General features: G+C 65.0%; 29 protein-coding genes and 1 tRNA gene. 7 read left to right on the top strand and 23 right to left on the bottom strand.

What is annotated here, in order from left to right; all coding sequences use genetic code 11:
- Positions 1-52 precede the first annotated feature (52 nt).
- The 5 genes from ECTOBSL9_RS01650 to ECTOBSL9_RS01670 all read left to right on the top strand — a co-directional run bounded on the left by ECTOBSL9_RS01650 (position 53) and on the right by ECTOBSL9_RS01670 (position 3,951).
- A complete protein-coding gene (locus ECTOBSL9_RS01650; RefSeq protein ID WP_025282382.1) occupies positions 53-376 on the top strand; it encodes a hypothetical protein in 324 nt (107 codons plus the stop codon).
- 78 nt (positions 377-454) lie between these two features.
- Positions 455-967: a 3-hydroxyacyl-[acyl-carrier-protein] dehydratase FabA gene (gene fabA, locus ECTOBSL9_RS01655; RefSeq protein WP_063463593.1), complete on the top strand. Its 513-nt coding sequence runs from the start codon at positions 455-457 to the stop codon at positions 965-967.
- A 9-nt stretch (positions 968-976) separates the two neighbouring features.
- Positions 977-1,408, top strand: a complete 432-nt coding sequence (locus tag ECTOBSL9_RS01660; protein WP_063463594.1) for a hypothetical protein — start codon at positions 977-979, stop codon at positions 1,406-1,408.
- Between the two features lie 79 nt (positions 1,409-1,487).
- Positions 1,488-2,924, top strand: a complete 1,437-nt coding sequence (locus ECTOBSL9_RS01665; protein ID WP_063465942.1) for a hypothetical protein — start codon at positions 1,488-1,490, stop codon at positions 2,922-2,924.
- A gap of 10 nt (positions 2,925-2,934) precedes the next feature.
- Positions 2,935-3,951: a M14 family metallopeptidase gene (locus ECTOBSL9_RS01670; protein WP_063463595.1), complete on the top strand. Its 1,017-nt coding sequence runs from the start codon at positions 2,935-2,937 to the stop codon at positions 3,949-3,951.
- Between the two features lie 58 nt (positions 3,952-4,009).
- On the opposite strand, the gene ECTOBSL9_RS01675 is transcribed toward ECTOBSL9_RS01670, so the two are convergent.
- The 3 genes from ECTOBSL9_RS01675 to ECTOBSL9_RS01685 all read right to left on the bottom strand — a co-directional run bounded on the left by ECTOBSL9_RS01675 (position 4,010) and on the right by ECTOBSL9_RS01685 (position 6,951).
- Positions 4,010-4,687: a zinc metallopeptidase gene (locus ECTOBSL9_RS01675; RefSeq protein WP_063465943.1), complete on the bottom strand. Its 678-nt coding sequence runs from the start codon at positions 4,685-4,687 to the stop codon at positions 4,010-4,012.
- A 116-nt stretch (positions 4,688-4,803) separates the two neighbouring features.
- Positions 4,804-5,718 (bottom strand): ZIP family metal transporter, encoded by a 915-nt coding sequence (locus ECTOBSL9_RS01680; protein WP_063463596.1) that lies wholly within the window; start codon positions 5,716-5,718, stop codon positions 4,804-4,806.
- Between the two features lie 111 nt (positions 5,719-5,829).
- Entirely contained in the window at positions 5,830-6,951 is a 1,122-nt protein-coding gene (locus ECTOBSL9_RS01685) for an ISAs1 family transposase (RefSeq protein WP_063465944.1), read from the bottom strand.
- Positions 6,952-7,155: 204 nt separating this feature from the next.
- Between ECTOBSL9_RS01685 and ECTOBSL9_RS01690 the strand changes: the two genes are divergently transcribed.
- Positions 7,156-7,440 (top strand): encapsulin-associated ferritin-like protein, encoded by a 285-nt coding sequence (locus ECTOBSL9_RS01690; RefSeq protein WP_063463597.1) that lies wholly within the window; start codon positions 7,156-7,158, stop codon positions 7,438-7,440.
- Positions 7,441-7,495: 55 nt separating this feature from the next.
- On the opposite strand, the gene ECTOBSL9_RS01695 is transcribed toward ECTOBSL9_RS01690, so the two are convergent.
- From ECTOBSL9_RS01695 to ECTOBSL9_RS01790, 20 genes are all read right to left on the bottom strand, one after another.
- Positions 7,496-7,571: transfer RNA gene (locus ECTOBSL9_RS01695), tRNA-Lys, on the bottom strand.
- Positions 7,572-7,710: 139 nt separating this feature from the next.
- Complete coding sequence (locus ECTOBSL9_RS01700) at positions 7,711-8,979, bottom strand: YeeE/YedE family protein (RefSeq protein WP_063463598.1); 1,269 nt, start codon at positions 8,977-8,979, stop codon at positions 7,711-7,713.
- Between the two features lie 168 nt (positions 8,980-9,147).
- Positions 9,148-9,825, bottom strand: coding sequence for a 7-cyano-7-deazaguanine synthase QueC (gene queC / locus ECTOBSL9_RS01705; protein ID WP_063463599.1), 678 nt, complete (start codon positions 9,823-9,825; stop codon positions 9,148-9,150).
- A 48-nt stretch (positions 9,826-9,873) separates the two neighbouring features.
- Positions 9,874-10,551, bottom strand: a complete 678-nt coding sequence (queE, locus tag ECTOBSL9_RS01710; protein ID WP_063463600.1) for a 7-carboxy-7-deazaguanine synthase QueE — start codon at positions 10,549-10,551, stop codon at positions 9,874-9,876.
- A gap of 58 nt (positions 10,552-10,609) precedes the next feature.
- Entirely contained in the window at positions 10,610-11,380 is a 771-nt protein-coding gene (gene ybgF / locus ECTOBSL9_RS01715; protein ID WP_240481026.1) for a tol-pal system protein YbgF, read from the bottom strand.
- On the bottom strand, positions 11,380-11,961 hold the full coding sequence (pal, locus tag ECTOBSL9_RS01720) for a peptidoglycan-associated lipoprotein Pal (protein ID WP_063463601.1): 582 nt from the start codon (positions 11,959-11,961) through the stop codon (positions 11,380-11,382). Before pal ends, ybgF begins: the two co-directional genes overlap by 1 nt.
- Positions 11,962-12,000: 39 nt before the next feature.
- Positions 12,001-13,296, bottom strand: a complete 1,296-nt coding sequence (gene tolB, locus ECTOBSL9_RS01725) for a Tol-Pal system beta propeller repeat protein TolB (RefSeq protein WP_063463602.1) — start codon at positions 13,294-13,296, stop codon at positions 12,001-12,003.
- A 43-nt stretch (positions 13,297-13,339) separates the two neighbouring features.
- Positions 13,340-14,281, bottom strand: coding sequence for a cell envelope integrity protein TolA (gene tolA / locus ECTOBSL9_RS01730; RefSeq protein ID WP_063463603.1), 942 nt, complete (start codon positions 14,279-14,281; stop codon positions 13,340-13,342).
- A 4-nt stretch (positions 14,282-14,285) separates the two neighbouring features.
- Positions 14,286-14,732 (bottom strand): protein TolR, encoded by a 447-nt coding sequence (gene tolR, locus ECTOBSL9_RS01735; RefSeq protein WP_063463604.1) that lies wholly within the window; start codon positions 14,730-14,732, stop codon positions 14,286-14,288.
- Positions 14,732-15,439, bottom strand: coding sequence for a protein TolQ (gene tolQ / locus ECTOBSL9_RS01740; RefSeq protein WP_063463605.1), 708 nt, complete (start codon positions 15,437-15,439; stop codon positions 14,732-14,734). Before tolQ ends, tolR begins: the two co-directional genes overlap by 1 nt.
- Complete coding sequence (ybgC, locus tag ECTOBSL9_RS01745) at positions 15,436-15,864, bottom strand: tol-pal system-associated acyl-CoA thioesterase (RefSeq protein WP_063463606.1); 429 nt, start codon at positions 15,862-15,864, stop codon at positions 15,436-15,438. The genes tolQ and ybgC overlap by 4 nt, the downstream gene beginning before the upstream one ends.
- A gap of 62 nt (positions 15,865-15,926) precedes the next feature.
- A complete protein-coding gene (gene ruvB, locus ECTOBSL9_RS01750) occupies positions 15,927-17,006 on the bottom strand; it encodes a Holliday junction branch migration DNA helicase RuvB (RefSeq protein ID WP_063463607.1) in 1,080 nt (359 codons plus the stop codon).
- Between the two features lie 47 nt (positions 17,007-17,053).
- Positions 17,054-17,662, bottom strand: a complete 609-nt coding sequence (ruvA, locus tag ECTOBSL9_RS01755) for a Holliday junction branch migration protein RuvA (protein WP_063463608.1) — start codon at positions 17,660-17,662, stop codon at positions 17,054-17,056.
- Positions 17,659-18,165 (bottom strand): crossover junction endodeoxyribonuclease RuvC, encoded by a 507-nt coding sequence (gene ruvC, locus ECTOBSL9_RS01760; protein ID WP_063463609.1) that lies wholly within the window; start codon positions 18,163-18,165, stop codon positions 17,659-17,661. The genes ruvA and ruvC overlap by 4 nt, the downstream gene beginning before the upstream one ends.
- A complete protein-coding gene (locus ECTOBSL9_RS01765) occupies positions 18,165-18,911 on the bottom strand; it encodes a YebC/PmpR family DNA-binding transcriptional regulator (protein WP_063463610.1) in 747 nt (248 codons plus the stop codon). Before ECTOBSL9_RS01765 ends, ruvC begins: the two co-directional genes overlap by 1 nt.
- Positions 18,912-18,947: 36 nt before the next feature.
- Positions 18,948-19,589 carry a triacylglycerol lipase gene (locus ECTOBSL9_RS01770; protein ID WP_063463611.1) on the bottom strand — a complete coding sequence of 214 codons (642 nt, stop codon included), beginning with the start codon at positions 19,587-19,589 and terminating at the stop codon, positions 18,948-18,950.
- A complete protein-coding gene (gene nudB / locus ECTOBSL9_RS01775; RefSeq protein WP_063463612.1) occupies positions 19,582-20,031 on the bottom strand; it encodes a dihydroneopterin triphosphate diphosphatase in 450 nt (149 codons plus the stop codon). Before nudB ends, ECTOBSL9_RS01770 begins: the two co-directional genes overlap by 8 nt.
- Positions 20,032-20,102: 71 nt before the next feature.
- Positions 20,103-21,386: a BamA/TamA family outer membrane protein gene (locus tag ECTOBSL9_RS01780; protein ID WP_063463613.1), complete on the bottom strand. Its 1,284-nt coding sequence runs from the start codon at positions 21,384-21,386 to the stop codon at positions 20,103-20,105.
- Positions 21,387-21,450: 64 nt separating this feature from the next.
- The gene (locus tag ECTOBSL9_RS01785) at positions 21,451-22,053 is read right to left on the bottom strand and encodes a DedA family protein (protein ID WP_063463614.1); all 603 of its coding nucleotides are present in this window, start codon (positions 22,051-22,053) and stop codon (positions 21,451-21,453) included.
- Between the two features lie 16 nt (positions 22,054-22,069).
- A complete protein-coding gene (locus tag ECTOBSL9_RS01790; protein WP_063463615.1) occupies positions 22,070-23,428 on the bottom strand; it encodes an NAD-dependent succinate-semialdehyde dehydrogenase in 1,359 nt (452 codons plus the stop codon).
- Positions 23,429-23,610: 182 nt separating this feature from the next.
- Between ECTOBSL9_RS01790 and ECTOBSL9_RS01795 the strand changes: the two genes are divergently transcribed.
- Positions 23,611-24,549: a complex I NDUFA9 subunit family protein gene (locus ECTOBSL9_RS01795; protein WP_063463616.1), complete on the top strand. Its 939-nt coding sequence runs from the start codon at positions 23,611-23,613 to the stop codon at positions 24,547-24,549.

Below are 24,549 nucleotides of genomic sequence, written 5' to 3' on the forward strand. Positions count from 1 at the left end.
GCCGCTAAGACGAGAGAGAAGCCTTGACCACGGACACCAAGAGAACGCCCCCATGAACCGAAGCCACCTGGAACAGCAAGCTGGCGCCCAGTACGCACCGTATCGTGAGTTCCCCGAAATGAAGGCCGGGGCCGCGGTACTGGGCTTTCTCCCCGCATTCAAGGACATCAACACCCATGAAACCCACCTGTCCGTAAACGACGACGGCAGCCTGGCACTCATCCATCTGCTGGACGGACTGCCCGACCACTGGGTGGTGGAGCGCGACGAGCAGGGCCGCATCACCGCCCTGAAGGACGGCATCGTCGCCGGCTTCATGCGTCAGGGCCGTTTTTTCACGCGCTCGCAGCTGGCGCAGCTGCGCTGGGACGCCTGACCCCGGGCCCCTGGGGCTTGTGCCTCCCCACCGAATCCGTTCCAATAGGCCGCTCCCTACTGGATCGACCAACCCCCAATGCGAAAAAACAGCTACGAGCGCGACGAACTCCTCCAATGCGGCCACGGCGAGATGTTTGGCCCGGGCAACGCCCAGCTCCCTGTACCCAACATGCTCATGATGGATCGCGTGACCCACATCAGCGACGAGGGCGGGGCCTTCGGCAAGGGTGAAATGCGCGCCGAGCTGGATATCAACCCCGACCTGTGGTTCTTCGGCTGCCACTTCCCCGGCGACCCGGTGATGCCGGGCTGCCTGGGCCTGGATGCCATGTGGCAGTTGGTGGGTTTCTATCTGGCCTGGATCGGCAACCCCGGCCGGGGCCGCGCCCTGGGCGTGGGCGAAGTGAAATTCACGGGCCAGGTCCTGCCCACAGCCGGCAAGGTGGACTACCAGGTGGACGTCAAGCGTGTGATCACCCGCAAGCTGGTGCTGGGCATCGCTGATGGCCAGGTATTCGTGGACGGCCGCCTGATCTACACCGCCAAGGATCTGCGCGTGGGCCTGTTCACCTCCACCGACGGCTTCTAGGCTCCGGCCTTGGACCCGCGCGCCGTCGAAGCCTCTTTCGAGTTCAACCCGGCGACCGTCGCGCGTCTGCGCAGTCAGTGGCTGGCTTTGATGGAAACCAGTCTCTGGGGGGATTTGAAGACCTCGAAGATCGGCACCCTGCCCCGTTTGCGCAAGCGCTGGCTGGAACTGGGCGAGAACCTGGCCTCCCTCACCCGCGACCGGCGCTGGATCCCGCAGCCCCGGGAACGGGTCAAGGGGGCCATGGCCGCGAGCCTGAACCTGCGCGATAGCCTTCTGCACGTGGAGCGCAGCCTGCAAGTCCTGGACGGCGGCGAGGACTTTGCCGCCTTCGAGAAGGATGTGCTGCAATTTCGCCAGGAACTGCTGCAATTCATGGAACATCATGAGAAGGCATGGGGCGACTTGCTGGAGACCCAGTACGACCAGCCGGAGGAGTGAACTCCTCCAACCCGTGTCCGATTGACCTGGCACCGCCCTTCAAGCACGATCGGGAGAGATCCCCCATCCGGTGATGCCCGTGGGCCAGGAAATCGACAACACCCGCTTTACCCCCCGTGACGCCGAGCGGTTTCGGGAACGCGTGGCCCAGGAGACGCGCCTGGCCAGGGAGATGGCCAGGCAAGGCGACTTCGAATCCGGTGACCCCATGGCCGGATTCGAGATCGAGGCCTGGCTGGTGACCCCCGACGAGTTACCCGCCAGCCTCAACGAGCGCTTTCTGGCCCGCTTCGACGACCCCATGGCCACCCCGGAACTGGCCAGTTTCAACGTGGAACTCAACACCGAGGCCCACTCTCTCTGCGGGCGCGTGCTGTCCGCCCTGCATCAGGAGATCCGTACCACCTGGGAACGGGCCTGCGATACCGCCGAATCCCTGGACGCCCATTTCCTCATGATGGGCATCCTGCCCACCCTCACGCCCAGTGACCTGTGCCTGGACAACATGTCCGCCATGAAACGTTATCGGGCCCTGAACCGACAGGTGTTCCAGTCCCGCGAGGGCCGGCCGGTGCACCTGGACATCAACGGCCGGGAACACCTGGTGCATGACCACAAGGATGTGATGCTGGAGGCCGCCACCACGTCTTTCCAGATTCACCTGCAAACCCCGCTGGAAGTGGCCCACCGGGTGTACAACGCCGCCATCGCGGTCTCTGCCCCCATGGTGGCGCTGAGCGCCAATGCTCCTTACCTGTTCGGCAAGGACCTGTGGGAAGAGACGCGCATCCCGGTGTTTGAACAGGCGGTGGAGGTGGGGGGCTTTCAGGATGCCGCACGCGGACCCATGCGCCGCGTGAGCTTCGGCTCCGGGTATGCCCGGGAGTCCATCATGGAGTGCTTCCGGGAGAACCTGGACCACTTCCCTCCTCTGCTGCCCATGTGTGGCGACACACCGCCGGAGGCCTTTTCCCATCTGCGCCTGCACAATGGCACCATCTGGCGCTGGAACCGGCCGCTGATCGGGTTCGGCCCCAGCGGCAGACCTCATATCCGCATCGAGCACCGCGTCATGCCCGCGGGCCCCACGCTCACGGACAGCATTGCCAATGCGGCCTTCTTTTACGGGCTGGTGGAGGACCTGGTGAGCACCGCCGGCGGTGCCGAGGCCCTGCTTGACTTCGCCACCGCCAAGGACAATTTCTACCTGGCCGCCCAACATGGCCTGGAGGCGCATCTGCACTGGAATTCAAAGGACCGCATCAGCGCCCGGGAATTGATCCTCAAGGACCTGCTACCCAGGGCCCGCCGCGGCCTGCAGCATCTGGGCGTGGCCCAGGCCGACGCCCACCACTATCTGGAGGTGGTTGCCGAACGGGTGCAGGCCCGCGCCACCGGCAGTCATTGGCAAAGGGCCTGGGTCAAGGCTCATGGTCGGGACATGGCGGGCCTGACCCGGGCCTACCGCCTCCAGCAGATGACCGACGAACCAGTCCACCAATGGCCCCTGCCATAACGGCAATCCCATGCTCAGGTACCACGACACACTCCCCGAAGGCTTCACCCAGACCCCACCCGGGCAGATCCACGAACTGCTACCGGAGCCCACTCTGATTCACCTTCAGGGTCGGCGCGAGCCGCCGCTGTTCATCTCCGTGCTATTGCACGGCAACGAGCCTGTGGGCCTGCAGGCCGTTCAGGCCCTGCTGCGAGACCTGCCCGCTGCCGGCTTGCCGCGCTCCCTCTACCTCTTTGTGGGCAATGTGCAGGCCGCCGCGCAGGGCGTGCGTCGCCTGCCGGGCCAGCCTGACTTCAACCGCGTCTGGCCCGGCACCGAGCATCCGGAATGCGCGGAAACCGCCCTGATGCGCCAGGTGGTGGATACCGTGACCCAGGGGCCGCTGTTCGCCAGCGTGGACGTGCACAACAACACCGGCCTGAACCCGCACTACGCCTGCGTGAACCGGCTGGACAACCGCTTCCTGCAGCTGGCCACCCTGTTTGGCCGGACCGTGGTGTACTTCATTCGCCCCCGGGGCGTGCAGTCCATGGCCCTGGCCGCCCACTGCCCGGCGGTCACCCTGGAATGCGGCAAACCGGAGGACGCCCATGGCATCGAGCATGCCCGGGATTACCTCCACGCCTGCCTCAACCTGGCGGACATCCCCGACTCTCCGGTGGCCCACCACGACCTGGATCTGTTCCACACGGTTGCCCAGGTGAAGATCCCAGACTCGGTGAAGATCAGTTTCACCCCTGGCGAGGCGGAGCTGATCTTCGACCCGGACCTGGACCACATGAACTTTCGGGAACTGCCATCGGGCACCGTGCTGGCCAGGGTCAATTCAAAACAGCAGCTGCGCCTGGTGGCCCACGATGAGCAGGGCGTGGACGTCACCCCCCGCTACTTCGAAACCATCCGCGACCGCCTCGTCCTCACCCGCCGGGTGATGCCTTCCATGCTCACCCTGGACGAGACCATCATCCGCCAGGACTGTCTGTGCTACCTGATGGAGCGCATGTCACCCCCAACCAGCCGTTAGAGGGCCTGGGGACGGATTTAAATCCGTCCCCAGTGGGACTTGTACTGCGGGAGTCCCCTTAACGCCGGATCAACGCCAGCCAGCGCCACATATTCAGCACCGAGGCCAACGCCGTGGCCACATAGGTGAAGGCACAGGCAGTGAGGATGCGCCGGGCGGCGCGCTGATCCCGGGGCGGGATGTACCCCATGGCCAGGATGGGCATGGCGCGGCGGTAACTGGCATCCAGCTCCACCGGCAGCGTCACCAGGTGCACCAGGGCCGAGACCCCGAAGGAGAGCACCCCCACCAGGAGCATGAAGCCAGCCCCCACCGGCGAGCGGGTGAGCACCGCCATCACCGGCACCAGCATCATCACCCAGGCCCCCATCCGTTCGGCCTGCTGAGCGGAACGCGCCAGGGTGGAGCGGATCTGCAACGGCGCATAGCCCTCGGCGTGCTGCAGCGCATGACCCACTTCGTGGGCGGCCACGGTGACGGCCGTGAGTGAACGGCCATCATGGTTTTGCGGTGACAGACGCACGGCGCGGTCCTGGGGATCATAATGATCTCCCGCCTCGGTCACTTCCACCACCACGTCGTTCAGGCCTCGACGATCCAGCAGATGCCGCGCCAGTTCACCGCCGGTACCCGGAAAGTCCTCACGCTCATCGCTGTAATGACGCAGCACCGAACGGGCAATGAAGGCCGGCAGAAAGAACAATGCCAGCAGCAGGGTAAGAACCAGAAAGACCACCACGGCGGTCGCACTCCCGACACGAACACGGCCTCAGTCTACACGGGCACAGTCGGTGACCGAAGAAACCCGCATCGGGGTGTGGGGGCTGGGGCGGTATCGGCGGTGGCGGCCACTCACCCCAACGCCAGGTCGATGGCGATCAGGGCAATGAAGCCGATCAGCACACCCAGGGTTGCCTTGGCCTCATGACCCTTGCGGTGGGATTCGGGGATGATCTCGTGACTGATCACGAAGAGCATGGCGCCCGCCGCGAAGGCCAGCCCCCAGGGCAGCAGGAATTCCATCACCGAAACCGCTGTTGCCCCCATCAGCCCGCCCACCGGCTGCACCAGTCCGGTCAACAGGGTGACACCGAAGGCCGTGGCCTTGCTGTAACCCAGCGACAACAGGGCAATGGCCACCACCAGCCCCTCGGGCATGTTCTGCAGGCCGATGGCCACGGCCAGGGTCATGCCGTCACTCACATCACCGCCGAAGCCCACCCCCACTGCCAGCCCCTCGGGCAGGTTGTGCAGGGCAATGGCGAAGATGAACAGGTACACACGGCGGATCTTCATGGGATCGGCGCCACTCTGGGGGCCGATCATGAAATGCTCATGGGGCACCAGCCGATGCAATAACAACAGAAAGCCGCCGCCCAGCCCGATCCCCACAGCCAGCACCAGGATGACCATGCCCACGGCGCCATACTGGGCCTCGGCGCCCTCAACCGCGGGCAACACCAGTTCGAAGGCCGTGGCTGCGAGCATCACCCCGGCCCCGAAACCCATCATGGCATCCTCCACCGACTGGGGGATCCGGCGCAGGAAGAAGATGGGGATGGCCCCCACGGCAGTGAACAACCCGGCCACCAGGCTGGCCAGGAGACCGATCTGGATCGTCCCCATCCCGGAGACCCAGTCCTCGATTCGGGGCCAGGTGACCGAGACCATGAGGATGAACAGCACCAGGACCACCAGCGAGATGATCACGCCCGGCCAGGACACCCGTGCGCCGTCCTGAATAACTTCCACTCTGGATTCGTGCATGCAGCGTTCCGTCGATGAAATCAGAAAAAACCCACCATGATAACGTGATCTCATCTTCTGTGAAGTACGGCTGGGCGGGGCGGCAGGGCAATCGCACATAAAGACTGATTCTCATTTGAGGCCGAGCAAGTGAGCACGGTACTCGTCAGATGTTGCCGCGATGATCCGCTTGGTCTTGAGGCTGCCCTTGCGAGGCAAGGGATCCAGACGGATCAGATTCAACGTCAAGCGCTTGAGGATGGCCAGGTTATGCCCAGCGTGGGCCGTACGGGCCCTCATCTGATCATCCGCAAACGTGACGTCCAGGCACCAGTGCACCTGGTTCTCGACGCACCAGTGCTGGCGGATCGTTCGTGCCAAGACCGGCGCATCGGGGGGCAAACTGCTGATATAGCACCGGCGCTCCTGGGTCGCCTTGCCGTTCACCTCGCGCGAGGCTTCGATCACGGCAAAGCTCTTCATGTCAGGCCAGCGTCCCGGATTGGGTAAGCACGCCAGGGCATCAAACACATAGCAGCGGCGTGTTTCCTGCCGTCCATGGCCCTTGTCGATGTCTTCGCTGACCTGATGGGGCGTCTTGTCGGTCGGGGCTGACTGAAACAGGGCGAAGAAGTCATCCATGGCCTCCCATAACTGAGGCTGGTTCCGTTTGACGGCCAGGACATAGTCCGCCTGCTGGTCGCGTATGGCCTGCGCGATCGAAGGCTGCGTGCCCATCGCATCGATCGTCACAATGCAGCCTTCCAAGGCCAGCGTCGCCAGTAGGTCGGGGATCGCCGTCTTCTCGTTGGATTTGGTGGCTGTGGCGTGCTGCCCCAGGATGACGCCGGCGTCAGCAGCAAAGGCGCTGACCAGATGGAGCGGTGCCTCACCGGTCTTCGCCGATCGGCGGCTCGTCTTGCCGTCCAGCGCCACGACCTGAGGCGAAAGCCCGGGTAGCACCTCGGCTACCCAGCGCCGGAAGGCGGCTTCGAACTGCTGAGTGTCGATCAGGCCGAAGAGGCGAGCAAAGGTGTCATGCGAGGGGATGCCGTTGGGCAAGTTCACGTACTGCCGGAGCCAGGCCTCTTTCTCCTGAGCCCATAGCGCGATTTCTTCAAAGGTGTCGGCACCGACCAAAACGCCGCAGACGGCGGTGGTCAGGACATCAGGCAGCGGATGCTCGACCCGGCGAGGATCTCGCGGGTCCGTGACACAGGTAAAGATATCGAAAAGCGAGGGGAGCTGGGACATCAGGGCGAACCTCAAATGCTCCAGCTATAGCGCTTCAGGCTGCATTCAGCAAATGCGATTCATTCCGGGTCTACGATTGCCCTGGGCGGGGCGGGCATCTCAGCGCCCTTGAGGAACAAAGCCTTGGTCCAACGGGCTTAAAGGTGCCCCAAATATCTGTAGTATTGAGGATCCAGCCCACACAACACGCATAGGAGCGAAGGCATGGCAAACGAAGGCTATCACGAGCCCACGGACGAACTGAGCGACGAGACCCGCGACATGCACCGGGCCATCGTGTCGCTGATGGAAGAGCTGGAAGCCGTGGATTGGTACAACCAGCGCGTCGACGCCTGCAAGGATGCCGAACTCCGGTCCATCCTTCAGCACAACGCCGACGAGGAGAAAGAGCACGCCGCCATGGTTCTGGAATGGATCCGTCGGCGCGACCCGGCCTTCGACAAGGAATTACGCGACTGGCTGTTCACCGACAAGAAGCTGGATCACTGAGACAATCGTCTCGATGGACGACCTGTTACCTGCGCAGGGCGGGCGCCTGAGGAAATGGTGGGTCGTGTAGGATTCGAACCTACGACCAATGGATTAAAAGTCCACTGCTCTACCAGCTGAGCTAACGACCCATTGAACTGACGTTCCAGGGGGGATCATGCACTCCGGCGGGGGGCCGGAAAGGGCACGTATTCTACTGAAGTTTTCGGGGATTGCAAGGGCTTTGATGGGGGGGGCAGTCGTACCCGCTGCCCCCCATTACCTTCGAGGTCACATGGCTTCCAGCTTCCTCAACTTGCCCGGGAGCAGCCGCATGTCCACCAGACTGGTGAGGAAGGCCTTGCCGAAGCTGGCTTCATCCTCGTAGAGCATCTTGTAGTACTGGATCTTCATGGTCAGCGCTGCGCCGAAGACAATGCTGGCGAAGGTGAGAAAACCGCCCAGGGCCAGGGTGGAGATGCCGGTAATACCCTGGCCGATGGTGCACCCCATGGCCAGCACCCCGCCGAAGGCCATGAGGATGGCGCCGACGAAATGGTTGATGAAGTCCCTCACCGAGGCAAACCACTCGATACGGAACGCCTTGGTGACCAGCGCCCAGAACAGGGAGCCCAGGATGACACCGGCCAGGGCCATCACACCGATGTAAAGCACCGCCGAGTCAAAACCGCTGCCCACATAGCGCAGACTCTGTCCCATGGGGTTGATGAAGGTGAAGGACTGGGCCGACCAGGGGGCCGCCTCGGCGGGCCGGGCATCCGGGTCGTCGGCCAGGAAGTCCCAATCCTGTACATATTCGCTCAGGGTATTCTGGCCACCAAAGCCATCATCGATCACGGCCTGGCTGGTCACGTACCAGGCGCCCACCACCATCAGGCCAATCACCACACCCCCAAGAATATTATCGAAACTGCGGCGGAAATCCGCGTTCTTGAAGATGAAGAACAGCACCCCGGCAGCCAGGATGAGGCCGATGATCAGGCGAGCGATGGCGCCATGCTCCGTCCCTGCCACCAGAGAGCCCAGATCCTGCTGGTTACCCAGGTTGATGGCCAGGGGATTCATCCAGGGGTAGAACAGCGTGGAGTACAGGGTGTGCGAGGTGCCCGGGAAGGGATTGATCATGAAATAGGCGATCACGGCGATGATGAGCAGCACCATGATGGACTTGATGTTGCCACCCCCCACACGCACCAGGATCTTGTTCCCGCAGCCGCTGGCCAGGCTCATGCCGATGCCAAACATCAGGCCGCCCAGCAGGTGCTCGATCCAGCGGAACTGGGGGGATCGGTAGGGTGGAAAGGCCCCGTCGGCGTTCACCATGCCGAAGATCTCGAACAGGATCACGCCCAGCATGGCCACGGCGATGGCCAGCAGCCAGGCCCGCATGCGGCCCAGATCGCCCATGTTGACCCAGTCGGAGACGGCCCCCATGGTGCAGAAGTTGGTCTTGTTGGCCACCGCGCCGAAGATGAAGGCCAGCACGAAAATGGATGTCAGCACCACGGCCGCCGCCGCGGTAAAGCTCTCGAATACCATGTTATCTCCTCCTCCGGGTAGCGGGGGGCGTCTGTGCGCCCATGTCCTTGGGCCTGAAAGCCCGGACTTTTCTTATCATAGTTTGACATTCTGCAACAGCGAGCCCGATCGCACCCATTCAGTGTTTTGAATGGGCAGATCAATGGGACTTGGGGAGCAGGAGCGGGATCAGGAACGGTAGCGTGTGGTGTCGGGCAGGCCGGCGTCGGCAAAACCCCGGGCGCGCAGGCGGCAGGCGTCGCACAGGCCGCAGGCACGACCTTGATCATCGGCGCTGTAGCAGGAAACGGTGCGGGCGAAGTCCACCCCGGCCTCCACACCCTGACGGATGATCTCGGCCTTGGAGAGGTCAATCAGCGGTGTACGGATATGGCAGTGATCGCCGCCCACCCCAGCCTTGGTGGCCAGGTTGGCCATGGTCTCGAAGGCCTGAATGAACTCGGGGCGGCAGTCGGGATAGCCGGAATAGTCCACGGCGTTCACGCCGATGAAGATGTCCCGGGCGTCGAGCACTTCGGCCCAGGCCAGGGCGATGGACAGGAAGACTGTGTTGCGGGCGGGCACGTAGGTGACGGGGATGCCGTCGGAGGGGGCATCGGGTACCTGGATGGCTTGATCGGTGAGGGCCGATCCACCGAACAGGCCCAGGTTGAGATCCACCACCCGATGGTCGGCGGCGTCCAGGGATTGTGCCAATTCGGCAGCGGCCACCAGTTCGGCGTGGTGGCGCTGCCCATAGCGAAAGCTCAGGCAATGGCAGTCAAAGCCCTGGGCGCGGGCCAGGGCCAGGACCGTGGCAGAGTCCATGCCTCCGGAGAGGAGGACGACGGCGTTTTTCATGGTGATTTCCTCGATCTGTTTTTGGCGCCGTGCCAGCGGGAGAAGGGCTTGCGGTCATCGGCCCCGGGCATCGTTCCAGAGGACCTTGTGGAGCTGCAACTGGAAACGCACGGACAGACGATCTGCCACGATCCAGTCCGCCAGGGTGCCTGGGGGCAGGTCACCGAAGGCGGCGGAGAACAGCACCTCCACTCGCTCGGCGAGGCCATACCGGGCAACCACCTCCCGCGCCCAATCGTAATCTGCCCGGTCACAGATCACGAACTTGATCTGGTCGTGGGTGGATAGGTGGTCCAGGTTTTCCCAGCGGTTGCGGGAGGCCTCGCCGGAACCCGGGGTCTTCAGGTCCATGACCTTGATGACCCGGGGGTCCACGGCGGACACGTCCAGGGCCCCGCTGGTTTCCAGGGAGACTTCGAGGCCGGCATCGCACAGGGCACTTAACAATGGGAGGCAAGCGGGCTGGGCCAGGGGCTCGCCGCCGGTGACGCAGACATGATGCACCCCGTATGCCTGGACCTGAGCAACAATCTCCGGCAGCGACTGATTCTGGCCCCCGGTGAAGGCATAGGCGGTGTCGCAGTAGCCGCAGCGCAGTGGGCAGCCGGTGAGCCTCACGAATACCGTGGGCCAGCCCACGCTGCGGGACTCACCCTGCAGCGAGAGGAAGACCTCGGTGATCCTCAGGCTGGGCTGAGCCGAGTGGGCCGATAGGGGGTTGGGTACGTTCATTTCACAGGGCTGGCGGTTGGGTGGGGGCGGCCGAGGGCCGCTCCCACGGTAGGCAGGCTTAGTCGGCGCGCTCGGCCAGACGGGCCAGGCGCTGTTCTGCCAGGCGGGCCACGGTGGTGCCGGGGTGTTCGTCCCTCACCTGGGTGAGTTGTTCCCGCGCGGCATCCCATTGCCCCAGCTCGTAATGGGTGAAACCCTTCTTGAGCCGGGCATCCACCTCCTTGTTGCTGCCGGGGTGTTCATCCAGTACCCGAGCGAACTCCTTGAGGGCCTGGTCAAAGTCCCGGGTCACATAGAAGGCCTCGGCCAGCCAGTATTGTGCATTGGCAGCCAGGGGGCTGTCGGGGTGATTCTCCAGGAACCCCTGGAAGGCTTCGATGGAGCGGCGATGGCGACCCTCCCGCAGCAGGTTGAAGGCCTCCTGGTAGGCCTGACGATCATCGCCGGCCGCCTGGGGATCCACCAGGGCCTGTTGCCCCGACGGCGCCTGGGATTCCGCCGGAGTCTCGCTGGCCTGCCGACCCGGGCCTGCCCGCTCCAGTCGCTCCAGCCGCTGATCCACATCCAGGTAGAGATCCCGTTGCCGCGTCTTCACCGTTTCCAGTTCATGGCGCAAGGCGTCCGACTCACCCCGCAGATCCCGCAGGTCCTGATCCATGCCCTCCACACGGTTGAGCATCTCCATCAGGGCCTGGTTTTCCAGGATGCGTTCCAGGCGCTCCAGGCGTTCTTCCAGCTGCGCCAGTCGGTCCTGGGCCTGCACGGGGCCGACCACGGCCCCGGCCAGCAGTGCCCCGGACATCACCAGGGGTATGACACGACGCCACATCACTGCTCACCCTCGTAGACGATTTCCACGCGGCGGTTCCGCTCCCAGGCTTCCTCATTGCTGCCCAGCTCAGCCGGCATTTCCTCGCCATAGCTGATCACCTGGATCTGCTCACCACGGGCCCCCTGCAGCATCAGCATGCGGCGCACCGACTGGGCCCGGCGCTCGCCCAGGCCCAGATTGTATTCGCGGGTGCCGCGCTCGTCGGTATGCCCTTCCAGGCGCACCCGGGCGTCGCGGTCACGGGACAGATAATCGCCATGGGCGGCAATCACATCCACGAACTCGGAGCGCACCGTGTCGCGGTCAAACTCGAAATAGATCACGCGGGTGGACAGGGGGCTGTCCGGGTCATCCAGGGCCTCTGCCAGGGGACGACCGTCCCGGCCCAGGGGGCGCGTCCGGACATCCGGGTCCAGGGTACCGGGGGCGCGGGCATCCGGATCGGTGGCACCCGGCCACTCATCGGCGGGTGTTCCCGCGGGATGGCGGTCGGCGGTGGCACAGGCGCCAAGGGTGGCCACGGCTACCAGCATCACAAACATTTTCAGGGCCTGAGACCAGGCGGGGGTATTCAGCATGGGGTGTTACCTCGGTAAGGGATTCAGGAAAACAGGGATTCAATCAAGAAAGGGAGACCAGGCCGGCTCGCGCACCTCGCCGTCTTCCAGTACCAGGCGCTGATGCACGCGACCATCCTCGCTAACCGCCGCCAGTACCCCGCGGCCGCCTTCCGAGGTGGCGTAGATGATCATGCTGCCATTGGGGGCAAAGCTGGGGGACTCATCCATGCCGCTGTCGGTGAGGGTGCGAAACAGCCTCGAATCCCGGTCCAGCAGGCCAATGCGGAAACGGCCACCGGCGCCGTGCACCATGGCCAGGCGACGACCGTCAGGCGAGATGGTCACGCCCCCATTGTAGCGCCCCTCGAAGGTGAGGCGCTGGGCCTGTCCTCCCCGGGCGGGCACCTCGTAGAGCTGAGGCTGGCCGGCCCGGTCGGAGGTGAAGACGATGGAGCGGCCATCAGGCATCCAGGCCGGTTCGGTATCAATGGCGCGGTGCTGGGTGACCCGGGTCAGGGACTGATCGGACAGGTCCAGGACATAAATATCCGGCTGCCCCCCCCTGGACAGGGTAAGGGCCAGGCGACGGCCGTCCGGCGACCAGGCCGGGGCACTGTTGATGCCCTCGTGACTGGCCACCCGGGTGCGGTTACCACCGTCCAGATCCTGGATGTAGATCTCGGAGCGCCGGTTCTCGAATGACACGTAGGCGAGGCGGCGGCCATCCGGCGACCAGGCGGGAGACATGATGGGCTGACTGGAACTGAAGACGGTCTTGGGGTTGTGACCATCGGCATCGGCCACCTGCAGGGCGAAGCGCAGATCCCCGTCCCGACGGGTGAGGCTCACATAGGCCACCTGGGTGTCAAAGGCGCCGCGATCACCGGTGAGGCGCTCATAGATGATGTCGCTGACCATGTGCGCAGCACGGCGCAGGTTGCCACGCTCCACGGGGATGCTGTAGCCGGTAAGCTGGCGTTCGGAGGCCACGTCCAGCAGCTGGAAGCGCACGGAGTAACGGTCCTGATCAGTCTGCTGCAGGCGCCCGACAACGAGATATTCGCTGCCCTGGTCGCGCCAGGTGGAGTAGCTCACCTCGTCGGCGCCATGGGGGCGCTGGGGCATGTCGTCCGGATCGGCAGGACTGAAGCGGCCGGTGCGATTGAGGTTGGCAGCGATGATGCCGGCCACATCCTCCGGGGGGCGCGAGGCTTCACCGTCCCAGGCAAAGGGCACGATGGCCACCGGCATGGCGCCTTCCACCCCCTGGGTGATACGGATCTCCAGGGCGCCCTGGGCGGCCAGGGGCAAGGTGAGCAGGAGCAGCAGCAAGAAGGAATTGAGTGGTTTCATCTGGTTGACTCGATCGTGCCAGCGGGAGAGGGGCTTGAGACGCCTAACTCGGTTCAAAGGTAAACCGGATCTCACGGGCAAACAGGTCCGGGTCCGGTGGTGACGGCAGGGGCTCGGCCAGGCGCACGGCCCGCTCTACCGAATCGCAGAACACAGCGTCTCCCGTGCATTGTTCCACCCTCACCTGCTGGATGAAACCACCAGGCGACTGACGGACAAACACCACTGCGCTCTGCCCGGACCGATGCCCATCCGGGCGACGCCAGCGGCGCTCCACGGCGGAGCGGATGGCCGCTGCGTATTCATTCTGTTGCCTGTCCAGTTCCCGCTGCCGAGCGGCGCGCTGACGTTCTGCCTCGGCCTGCTCAAGACGCCGCTGCTCCGCTTCCATTCGCTCCCGGGTGCGCTGCTCCTCGGCCTGACGCTCCTGCTCGCGGCGTTCCGCCTCCGCCTGCCGGCGTGCTTCCTCCCTCTGACGCTCTTCCTCGGCCCGGCGTTCCGCCTCTTCGCGTTCACGCTGTTCCTGGGCACGGCGCTCGGCCTCTTCCCGTTCCCGCTGTTCACGGGCCCGGCGCTCCGCCTCAGCACGCTCCTGCTCGGCCTTGGCGCGACGCTCGGCCTCACGTCGTTCCTGTTCCGCCTGGGCACGACGCTCTTCCTCCTGGCGCTGACGTTCCGCCTCGGCGCGACGCTGCTCTTCCTGGCGCCGGGCCTCTTCCTCACGGCGACGCTCGGCCTCGGCCTGCTCCCGCACCTGGCGCCGCGCCTCCTCCTGGGCCTGCTCCCGGGCCTGTTGCGCGCGATCGAAGGTCTCGGCATCCATGGCCACCGCCTCCACCACCTCCACCGGCGCCTGCTCGCCACGGGCCGCAGGTTCGGCGCTGGGCTTGAAGTGCAGGTTCACCCCCAGGACGAGGAACAGCAACAGGTGAATGAACAGCACCAGCACGAACAGGCGGCGATGCTGCGTCAGCAAAGACCACATGGAATCAGCCGTCCTGTTCGGGCGGGTCGGTGATCAGCCCCACGCGCCCGGCCCCTGCCGCCTGGACGCTGATCATGGCGTCCACCACGCGACCGTAATCCACAAACCGGTCACCGCGCACGAACACGTCCGTGCCCGGCTGCTGGCTGAGCAGGTCACTGACGATGCCCCGCAACTCATCCCGTTCGAGCCCCTCGCCCACACGCGGCCCCTGGTTCAAGGTGATCTGGCCGTCCCGCGAGACGGTCACCACAATGGGCTCACCCTGATCGGGCGTGGGGTCCAGGGCCTCGGCGTCCGCCTGCGGCAGGTCCACTTCCACCCCCTGCTGGAGCAGCGGCGCGGTGACCATGAATATGATGAGCAGCACCAGCATCACGTCGATGAAGGGTACGACGTTGATCTGGGACATGGAGCGACGGCGACGCCGCAGCGAGACACCTTCAGCCATCAGGCGGGCGCCTCCCCCTGTTCCTGGGCGCCGGTTCCCATCTGGCGCTGCAACAGGGCCGAGAGCTCCTCGGAGAAGTTCTCGTAGCGGGCCATGAGGCGGTCGATCTCGGCAGAGTAGCTGTTATAGGCGATCACCGCCGGGATGGCCGCGAACAGGCCCAGGGCCGTGGCGATCAGGGCCTCGGCGATGCCGGGGGCCACCATGGCCAGCGTGGCCTGCTGCACACCGGAGAGGCCGATGAAGGCATGCATGATGCCCCATACGGTGCCAAACAGCCCGATATACGGGCTGGTGGACCCCACCGTGGCCAGAAAGGTGAGATGGGTCTCCAGGGTGTCCACCTCCCGGGAAACCGCCACCCTCATGGAGCGCTGGGTGCTGGCCGCCACCAGGGCGCCGCCGGTGGCATCCCGGGCCAGGCGCCGCCCCCGCAGGAACTCCTTGAAGCCCACGGCGAAGACATGCTCCAGCCCGGCCACGTCATCCTTGCGGCGCAGCCCCTCGTACAACCGGGACAGATCCGCTCCGGACCAGAAACGCTCCTCGAACTCATCTGCGGCGCGACGCGCTTCCCGCAGCACTCGCCACTTGAGGGCGATGACCATCCAGGAGAAGACCGAGGCCAGCACCAGGATGATCATCACCACCTGGACGATCAGGCTGGCCTCGAGGATCAGGCGATAAAGGGACAGATCAACGCTCACTGCGGGTCTCCGGCATTCATGATGGCAGCAATGGTGTCGGGGATCGGGCGGGGCGTGAATTGCCTGGCATCCAGACAGGCAATCTTGACCTCGCCGCGGCATAACAGTTCCGGGGCATCGCCTTCCATGCCACGCCAGACCTCATGACGAATGTGCAGACTGGCCCGGCGCCGGTCGGCCACCTGGGCGGTGATGGTCAGGGCGTCGTCCAGCACAGCCGGCCGCAGGTAATCCACCTGGGCACTGCGTACGGCGAAGATGACGCCCTGCTCCCGCATGAGCCGCTCCTGCTCAAACCCCAGGTGACGCAGCCATTCGGTGCGGGACCGCTCCATGTACTTGAGGTAGTTGGCGTAGAACACCACGCCGCCAGCGTCGGTGTCTTCGTAATAGACGCGCACGGGCCACTGAAAGGCCGGAGACATTGTGCTGTTTTGGGAAGATCGGGACACGAGAACAGTTCACAGTTTGAAGTGGAAGATGCGGTTCAAGGAGCGCTCGGCTCACCATCGGCGGCTGCCTCGGGGGTATCGAATCGATCAGGCTGGGCGCTGCGCGCCTCCAGGGCTGCGGGCACGCGCAGGCCAAAATGACGATAGGCGTGGCTGGTGGCCATGCGCCCCCGGGTGGTGCGCATCAGGAAGCCCTGCTGGATCAGATAGGGTTCGAGTACATCTTCTATGGTACCCCGCTCCTCACCGATGGCAGCAGACAGGCTGTCCACACCCACGGGCCCGCCGTCGAATTTCTCGATCACGGACATCAGCAGACGCCTGTCCTGGGCATCGAAGCCGTTGGCGTCCACATTGAGCATCTTGAGGGCCTTGTCAGCCACCGGAGCGGTGATCACCCCGTCAGCCTTGATCTGGGCGTAGTCCCGCACCCGGCGCAGCAGCCGGTTGGCGATGCGCGGCGTGCCCCGGGCACGACGGGCAATCTCCAGGGCTCCGGAGGGATCCAGCTGCGCCCCCAGGATGCCGGCGGCGCGGGTGACGATGCGGGCCAGATCCTCGGTGGAATAGAACTCCAGGCGCTGCACGATGCCGAAGCGATCCCGCAGCGGCGAGGTGAGCAGCCCGGCTCGGGTGGTGGCCCCCACCAGGGTGAACGGCGGCAGGTCGATCTTGATGGATCGGGCCGCTGGCCCCTCGCCGATGACGATATCCAGCTGGAAGTCTTCCATGGCAGGATAGAGCACCTCTTCCACCACCGGTGAGAGGCGATGAATCTCGTCCACGAACAGCACATCCCGGGGTTCCAGATTGGTGAGCAGGGCCGCCAGATCGCCGGGACGTTCCAGCACGGGGCCGGAGGTCTGGCGCAGGTTCACCCCCAGTTCCTGGGCAATGATATGGGAAAGCGTGGTCTTGCCCAGCCCCGGCGGGCCAAAGATGAGCACATGATCCAGTGCCTCTTCGCGGGCCCGGGTGGCGGAGATGAAGATCTCCATCTGCTCCCGCGCCACGGGCTGGCCTTCATAGTCGGCAAGCCGCTGGGGGCGAATGGATCGCTCCAGCGTCTCGTCGTCGGTGGGGGTGGCTGCGGGGGTGACGATGCGGTCCGTCATGGAGGGGTGCCGGTTAAAAGGGGTAACGATAACATTGCCAGCGAAGGTCAGTTCTTCAAAGTGGCCTTCAGCGCCCGCCGGATCATCTCCTCGCTGCTGTCGGACTCGCCTTCCACCTTGCTCACCAGACGGCTGGCCTCCTGGGGCTTGTAGCCCAGGGAAACCAGGGCGGCCACGGCGTCGCCGGTGGGATCAGTCGGACCGGAGGCCGGACTGACTCCGCTGCCACCCAGTGCGCCCTGGGCCTGAATCTGCGCCGTGACCTTGTCCCGCATCTCGATGATCAGGCGCTCGGCGGTCTTGCGGCCAATACCGGGCAGACGGGTGAGCGTGGTGATGTCGTTATCCATCACGCAGCGGTGAAAGGCCTCCGCACTCATGCCGGAGAGGATGGCCAGGGCCATCTTGGCCCCCACACCACTCACCCGGATCAGGCTGCGGAACAGGGCCCGCTCATCAGGGCTGGCAAAGGCAAACAGGACATGGGCATCCTCGCGCACGTGCAGATGGGTGTGCAGGATCACCTCGTCACCGGTCTGGGGCAGCTCGTAGAAGGTGGACAGGGGCGCTTCCAGCTCGTAGCCGACGCCATTGACCTCCACCATGAGTTGCGGCGGCTGCTTGAGCACCAGCACGCCACGCAAACGTCCGATCATCGACCTCTCCTGGCAAACCCCGCCGGCAGGCGGGACAGGGTGGCATGGGTATGGGCATGGCACAGGGCCACGGCCAGGGCATCGGCGGCATCCGTGGCGGGCGTGGACTGTAACTCCAGGATCAGGGTGACCATGTGCTGCATCTGCTCCTTGGCCGCCGCGCCGGTGCCCACCACCGCCTGCTTGATGGACCGGGGCGCGTATTCGGCCACCGTGAGCCCGCCTTCCACGCCGGCACAGATGGCGGCGCCACGGGCCTGCCCCAGCTTGAGGGCCGAGGACGGGTTGCGCGAGACGAAGACCTGCTCCACCGCCATGGTGTCGGGCCGGTGCCGGGCGATGATCTCCTGCACCTGCCGGAAGATGAAGCCCAGACGCTCGGGCAACGCCTCGCCCTTGACGCGGATGCAGCCGCTGTCCACGTAGGTGCTGCGCCGCCCATCGGTGTCCAGGACCCCGTAGCCGGTCACCAGGGAGCCGGGATCAATGCCGATGATACGCATCAGGACATGCCCTGCATCACCTCGTCCGGGAAGTCGGCGTTGGTATAGATATTCTGCACGTCATCCAGGTCATCCAGCATGTCCAGGAGCTTGAGCACCTGTTGAGCGCTGTCCGCATCCAGGCTGCTGGCGGTGGCGGCACGCATGGTCACCTCGCCGCGCTCGGGTTTCACACCGGCTTCGGTCATGGCCTCGCGCACGCTTTCGTATTCGTCCGGAGCGGTGAGCACTTCCATGGAGCCATCGTCACTGACCACCACGTCCTCGGCACCTGCCTCCAGGGCGGCCTCCATGATGCGTTCCTCATCCAGGCCCTCCGGGTAGCTGAGCACGCCCTTCTTGTCGAAGAGATAGGCCACGGAGCCGTCGGTCCCCAGGTTGCCGCCGCACTTGCTGAAGGCATGACGCACTTCGGCCACCGTGCGGTTACGGTTGTCGGTCATGCAGTCCACCATGACGGCAGCGCCGCCGGGGCCGTAACCCTCGTAGCGAATCTCCTCGTAGGTGACCCCTTCCAGCTCACCGGCACCGCGCTTGATGGCCCGCTCCACCGTGTCCTTGGTCATGTTGGCGTCCAGTGCCTTGTCCACAGCCAGGCGCAGACGGGGGTTGGAATTGGGGTCCGAACCCCCCATGCGGGAGGCCACGGTGATCTCCTTGATGAGCTTGGTGAACAGCTTGCCGCGCTTGGCGTCCTGGGCATTCTTGCGGTGCTGGATGTTTGCCCATTTACTGTGTCCGGCCATGTGATCTCTTCTCTTGGATGATGTGCTTCAGGGGCATCATGAATGCGTGGTTCGGCCCGCGAAATCCCCGGTGCGCAGGAAGTTGGCCACCGCCTGGGCCACCGGCCGGGCCGTGAGCAGGGTGAAATGGCTGTAGGGCACGGTGAGATGTGCAGTCACCGCGTCGCTCCATGTCTCGCGCAGATCCACCGTGCCATCCCCCTCCCCTGGCGGCGCAGCCCCCAGGGCGCGCCCCACCCCCAGGCCGCGGGCGCCGGCGATCATGCCCAAATCCCGCGCGCCTTTCCAGCGGGGCACGTCGCCCAGCAGGCCCCGCTGGATGCTGCGACCCAGAGTCCAGCGGCTCAGGGGGGAGCGGGCCAGGGAGGCCGCCACGCCACTGCCGGAGACCGGCGTGCCGAGCATCACCACCCGACCCGGCCGCTGCAGCGGGAACCGATGGAACAGGTGCATGATCACCAGCCCGCCCAGGCTATGCCCCACCAGATGCACCACATCGGCGTCCAGGGTACGCAGATAGGCATCCAGCCAGGCCGCATTGTCCTCGGGGGTGGCAAGGATACTGGAATAGCGGAAACGGTGCACCGCGAAGCCCTGCCGACTCAATCGGTGGGCCAGCAGGTTCATCTCCAGGCCGGTCATCCACAGCCCGTGTATGTAGACGACGGCCTCACGCATCCTGGCCACCCGGCCCTTTTGGCACGTGCTCCACAATCGCCTCGGCATTGGTCCAGGAGGTGACCCATCGAGCCGCCTCATCCCTGGGTAGCCAGCGGTACTCATCATGCTCGTGGGGGCTGATCCGGACCGTCACCCCCGCCGGGACCCGCAAGGTGAAGTGATGTTCCAGGTTCTCATGGGCATCGGGCGGGTAACGCTCCCGCCACGGGGGCACGATGGGAAAGCGAACCTGCCGATGCAGGTTGACCAGACCGTCGGCAGACAGACCCGTCTCCTCCTCCAGCTCACGGCGGGCAGCCTGCACCGGGGACTCGCCCCATTCCAGACTGCCGGTGACCGACTGCCAGAAGTCCGCCGGGGTACAGCGCCGCAGCAACAGGACACGGCCGGCGTCATCATGGACCACCACCAGGACCGATTCGGGACGCTTGAAGACCATATATCAATACTTTACAAGGGACCGACAGGCAGTAAAAGGGCCGCGCCGGAAGCTTGGGCACGGCATCAGACCTAGAACGCGTGACTCGTGCCGAAGTAGGCCCGGGATTCATTGGCACTGAATCCATAGGCATAGTCCACCCGCAGATCCGTGCGCACGAACCACCGCAGGTTGATGCGCAGCCCCAGGCCGGCCCCTACGTGTACGTCCGACAAATCCACGTCGCGGCGCGGCCAGACACCCCCCAGATCCACGAATCCCACCCCACGCACATCGGGGCGACCGAACAGGGGTCGAAGATACTCGGTATTGAGCAGCATGAGCAGATCTCCCTCCCGGTAGTCCCGGGGATAACCACGCAGGTTGCTGCCGCCGCCCAGGGAGTAGGCCTCGTCGCCAAAGGCGGTGCGACTGGCCACGGCAAAGCGGGCCTGGTAGTTAAGATTGGGAGACAATTCGCTGTTGCCCAGCGGCCGATAGGCACGGTAGAACAGGCTCAGGTTCTGGTGACTGGTATCCGAGCCGATGGCCTCGCCCCCAAAGGACAGGGAGGCCCCGTACTCCACGCCCTCCCGACGCACCCCCAGATCCGCCACATCGGTAAAGGAGATGCCCCCACTCCAGCTCAGCACGCGCGCATCGTCGGGGACGGCCTCACCCGCATCATGAGGGCTGTAACGCCGGTCGTTCCAGTTCACCCCCAGGCTGGCCCGCCACCCGGCGCTCGGGCCCTGGCGATCCAGCCAGCGACTGATGGAGGCGCCCAACTGCAGGGTGTCCTTGTCGTGGTCACCATAGCCATCCTCCTCCGAGGCCGATTCCACCACCCGCTCATCCTCGAAGGAAAGCGTCAGGCCCCAGGCCGTGTGGGGGATGCGAGGGATGCTGTAACTTGCACTCAGCGTCCGCGATTCCTCCTCGGAGGTGTCGCTGCCGGCGTCCTCCCATTCCGCCCGCAGGCGCAGCACCTGGTTATAGCCCAGGAAATTATCGAAACGCACATCGCCCCCATAGCGAATGTCGCCATCGGAAGTACGGCTCAGGCGAGGCAGGGGAAAGATGTAGAATTTCTCGCGCACGGCGAAGGTCACCTCGGCCTCGCCATTGACCATCTCCACCCGGGACTCCACCGACTGGAACAGCCCCATGTTCATCAGGGCCTGGCGCGCTTCCTCAATGGCCTGGGCGTCCAGCGGATCGCCGCGCCCGACGGCCAGCTCCTGGCGCATCACCGATTCACGTGTCACCCGGTTGCCCTCGAAGCGGATGTCACTGATCACAGGGGTATCGGTGGAGGGTGCCGACAAGACCGGTGCGGCCCACAGGCACAGGACCACGAGACAACCAGAAGTCATCCATGAAGCCCAGGCAAACCATCCTCTGGACACCGTCATCACGCGCCTTGCAGCCCCTTCGCTCTCACCTGCCCTTGACCCCTTGCGCCAGCAACCGGCGCACCACGAAGATCCCCACCACCAGCAGCACGGTGGCGGTGACCAGGGCCCCATACACGCCGAGATAGGGCTCCAGGGCACTCCACTGCGCGCCCAGGGTGTATCCCGCCAGGCCCAGAAAGCTGTTCCAGATGAACGTCCCCAGGAAGGTCAGCCCAACGAAACGACCGAAGGACATGGGCAGCAGCCCCGCCGGAATGGACACCAGGCTGCGCACCGTGGGGATCAGGCGCCCACCGGCCACGATCCAGTAGCCCTTGCGCTCATAGACCCCCAGCACCAGGTCCAGGTCGGACTCACGCACCAGCACCCAGCGGCCACGACGCCGCACCAGATCCCGCATGCGCTCCTCGCCTGCGCGCCGGGCCAGCAGGTAGATCAGGGTGGAACCGGTGGTGCCCCCGAGCGAGCCCACCAGGATGGACAACCACAGGTTCAGCAGACCCTCGTGGGCCAGGAAGCCCGCGAACGGCATCAGGGCCTCCGGCGCCAGGATCACCAGGAAGACCCCCAAGGCCCAGTAGCCGTAGTCGGCGATCGCGTCCGTTGCCAGTTCGACCATGTCCATGGGGGTCAGCGCTCTCTCAACGCAGGGTGAGGGTCTTGGTATTCACGAAGGCCAGGATGCCGGCCCGTGCCAGTTCCCGACCATAACCGGAATCCTTGACACCACCGAAGGGCAGACGCGGGTCGCTCTTGACCATGGCGTTCACGAAGGTGGCACCGCAGGCCAGCTGTCGGGCCACGGCCGCCCCCCGCTCCGGGTCGCGGGTCCAGACACTGCCGCCCAGACCGAAGCGGGTGTCATTGGCGATGCGCACCGCGTCCGCATCGTCCTCGGCACGGATGATGCTGGCCACCGGACCGAACATCTCCTCGTGGTAGGCCCGGGTGCCGGGCACCACCCGATCCAGGATCGAGGGGGCGTACCAGGCCCCCTTGCCGGGCAGCGGTTCGCATCCCAGTACAGGGACGGCCCCCTCGGCGATGGACTCCCGCACCTGCTGGTGGAGCTCATCCCGCAGGTCCGTGCGAGCCATGGGGGCCAATGTGGTGTCATCCCGGGTGGGGTCGCCAGGCTTGAGGGCCTTCACCGCGGCCTTGAAACGTTCCATGAAGCCATCGGCGGCGCCGGGCAGGAGAATGAAGCGCTTGGCCGCGATGCAGCTCTGGCCGGCATTCTGATAACGGGAGACCACCGCCTGCTCCACGGCCCGGTCCAGATCCGCATCGTCCAGGACGATGAAGGGGTCCGAGCCCCCCAGTTCCAGCACGGATGGCTTGATGCACTCGCCGGCCACCGCGGCCACGGCACGTCCTGCCGGCTCGCTGCCCGTGAGGGTCACCCCATGAACCCGCGGGTCACGGATGACATCGGCCACGGCATCGGAGGGGATCATCAATGTCTGAAAGACCCCGGCGGGGAAACCTGCGTCCCGAAAGATTTCCTCCACCGCCAGCGCACACCGGGGAACATTGGAGGCATGCTTGAGCAGGGCGGTGTTGCCCGCCATCAGGGTGGGGGCGGCGAAGCGGAACACCTGCCACAAGGGGAAGTTCCAGGGCATGACGGCCAGGATGGTGCCCAGGGGCTGGAAGATGACCCGGGCGTCCCCTTCCACCTCGGGCACGGTCTCGTCGGCCAGAAATTGTGCCGCATGATCGGCATAGTAGTCGCACACGGTCGCGCAGCGGTCGATCTCCCCCTGGGACTCGCGCAGCAGCTTGCCCATCTCCTGGGTGATCATATGGGCAAAGTGGTCCCGGCGATGGCGCAGAACGTGCGCCGCCTGGCGCATCAAATCGGCTCGCTCGGCCAGCGGCAGATCCCGCCAGGGGCGGGCAACGCGCTCGGCCTGACCGAGGGCCTTGTCAATACGCGGCCGGTCCCAGGTCTCAAACACGTTGAGCACGGAACCATTGGCGGGATTGACAGAACTCATGGGCACAGGTGAACTCCTTGGGAAGCAGGGGGCCATACCATAGTATATTTGGCCGTTTGACGATGTAACGGGACCGCCGCCGTCACTCCCCTTTAAAAAAGGAGGAAGGCGCGACGGGCAGGGTTCCGGATGCCGGTTGCCTTATGACTTTCAACGTACTTCAAGACAGGAATAACAAAAGCATGAACATCCGGACGGTGTGTGTATTGGGGGGCACGGGTTTTGTCGGGAGCCACCTGGTCACCCGACTGGTGGACCAGGGATACCGGGTCAAGGTTCTGACCCGGCGGGCCTTTCGTTCCAAGCACCTGATGGTGCTCCCCGGGGTGAGACTGGTGGAAGCGGACTGCCACGACGGGTCGGTGCTGAGAGCCCACTTCCAGGATTGCGAGGCCGTGATCAACCTGGTGGGTATTCTAAACGAGCGCGGCCACGATGGCAGCGGTTTCCGCCGCACCCACGTGGACCTGGCCCATACCGTGATCGAATCGGCCCGCGAGATGGGCGTGAGACGACTTCTGCACATGAGCGCCCTGAACGCCGACGCAGCCAGCGGCCCCAGCCATTATCTGCGCTCCAAGGGCGAGGCAGAAAACATCGTGCATACCCTGGCGGGTGATGTGGCGGTGACCAGCTTCCGCCCGTCGGTGATCTTCGGTCGGGGCGACAGCTTCTTCAACCGCTTTGCCGGCCTGCTGCGCATCACTCCCGTGCTGCCCCTGGCCTGCCCGAATGCCCGTTTCGTGCCGGTGTTCGTGGGAGACGTGGTGGAGGCCTTTGTCGGTGCCCTGAAGGATTCGGCCACTCACGGTGAGCGCCTGGATCTGTGCGGCCCCCAGGTTTACACCCTGAAGGAACTGGTGGAGTACACCGCAAGGCTTCTGGGAAAATCCCGGCTCATCATCGGCCTGTCCGACCGGTTTTCCCTGCTGCAGGCCCGGGTGATGGAATACGTGCCCGGCAAGCCCTTGAGCCTGGACAACTACCACTCACTCCAGCGGGACAGTCTCTGTCCGGAGGGAGGCATCTGCCCCACCGCTCTGGAATCCGTGGTGCCCCAATACCTGGGCGATGCCACCCACCATAATCGCCTGCAGCATTTGCGCAGCAGCGCCCGCTGA

Origin of the sequence: Ectothiorhodospira sp. BSL-9 (assembly GCF_001632845.1) — a bacterium.
Lineage (GTDB): Bacteria > Pseudomonadota > Gammaproteobacteria > Ectothiorhodospirales > Ectothiorhodospiraceae > Ectothiorhodospira.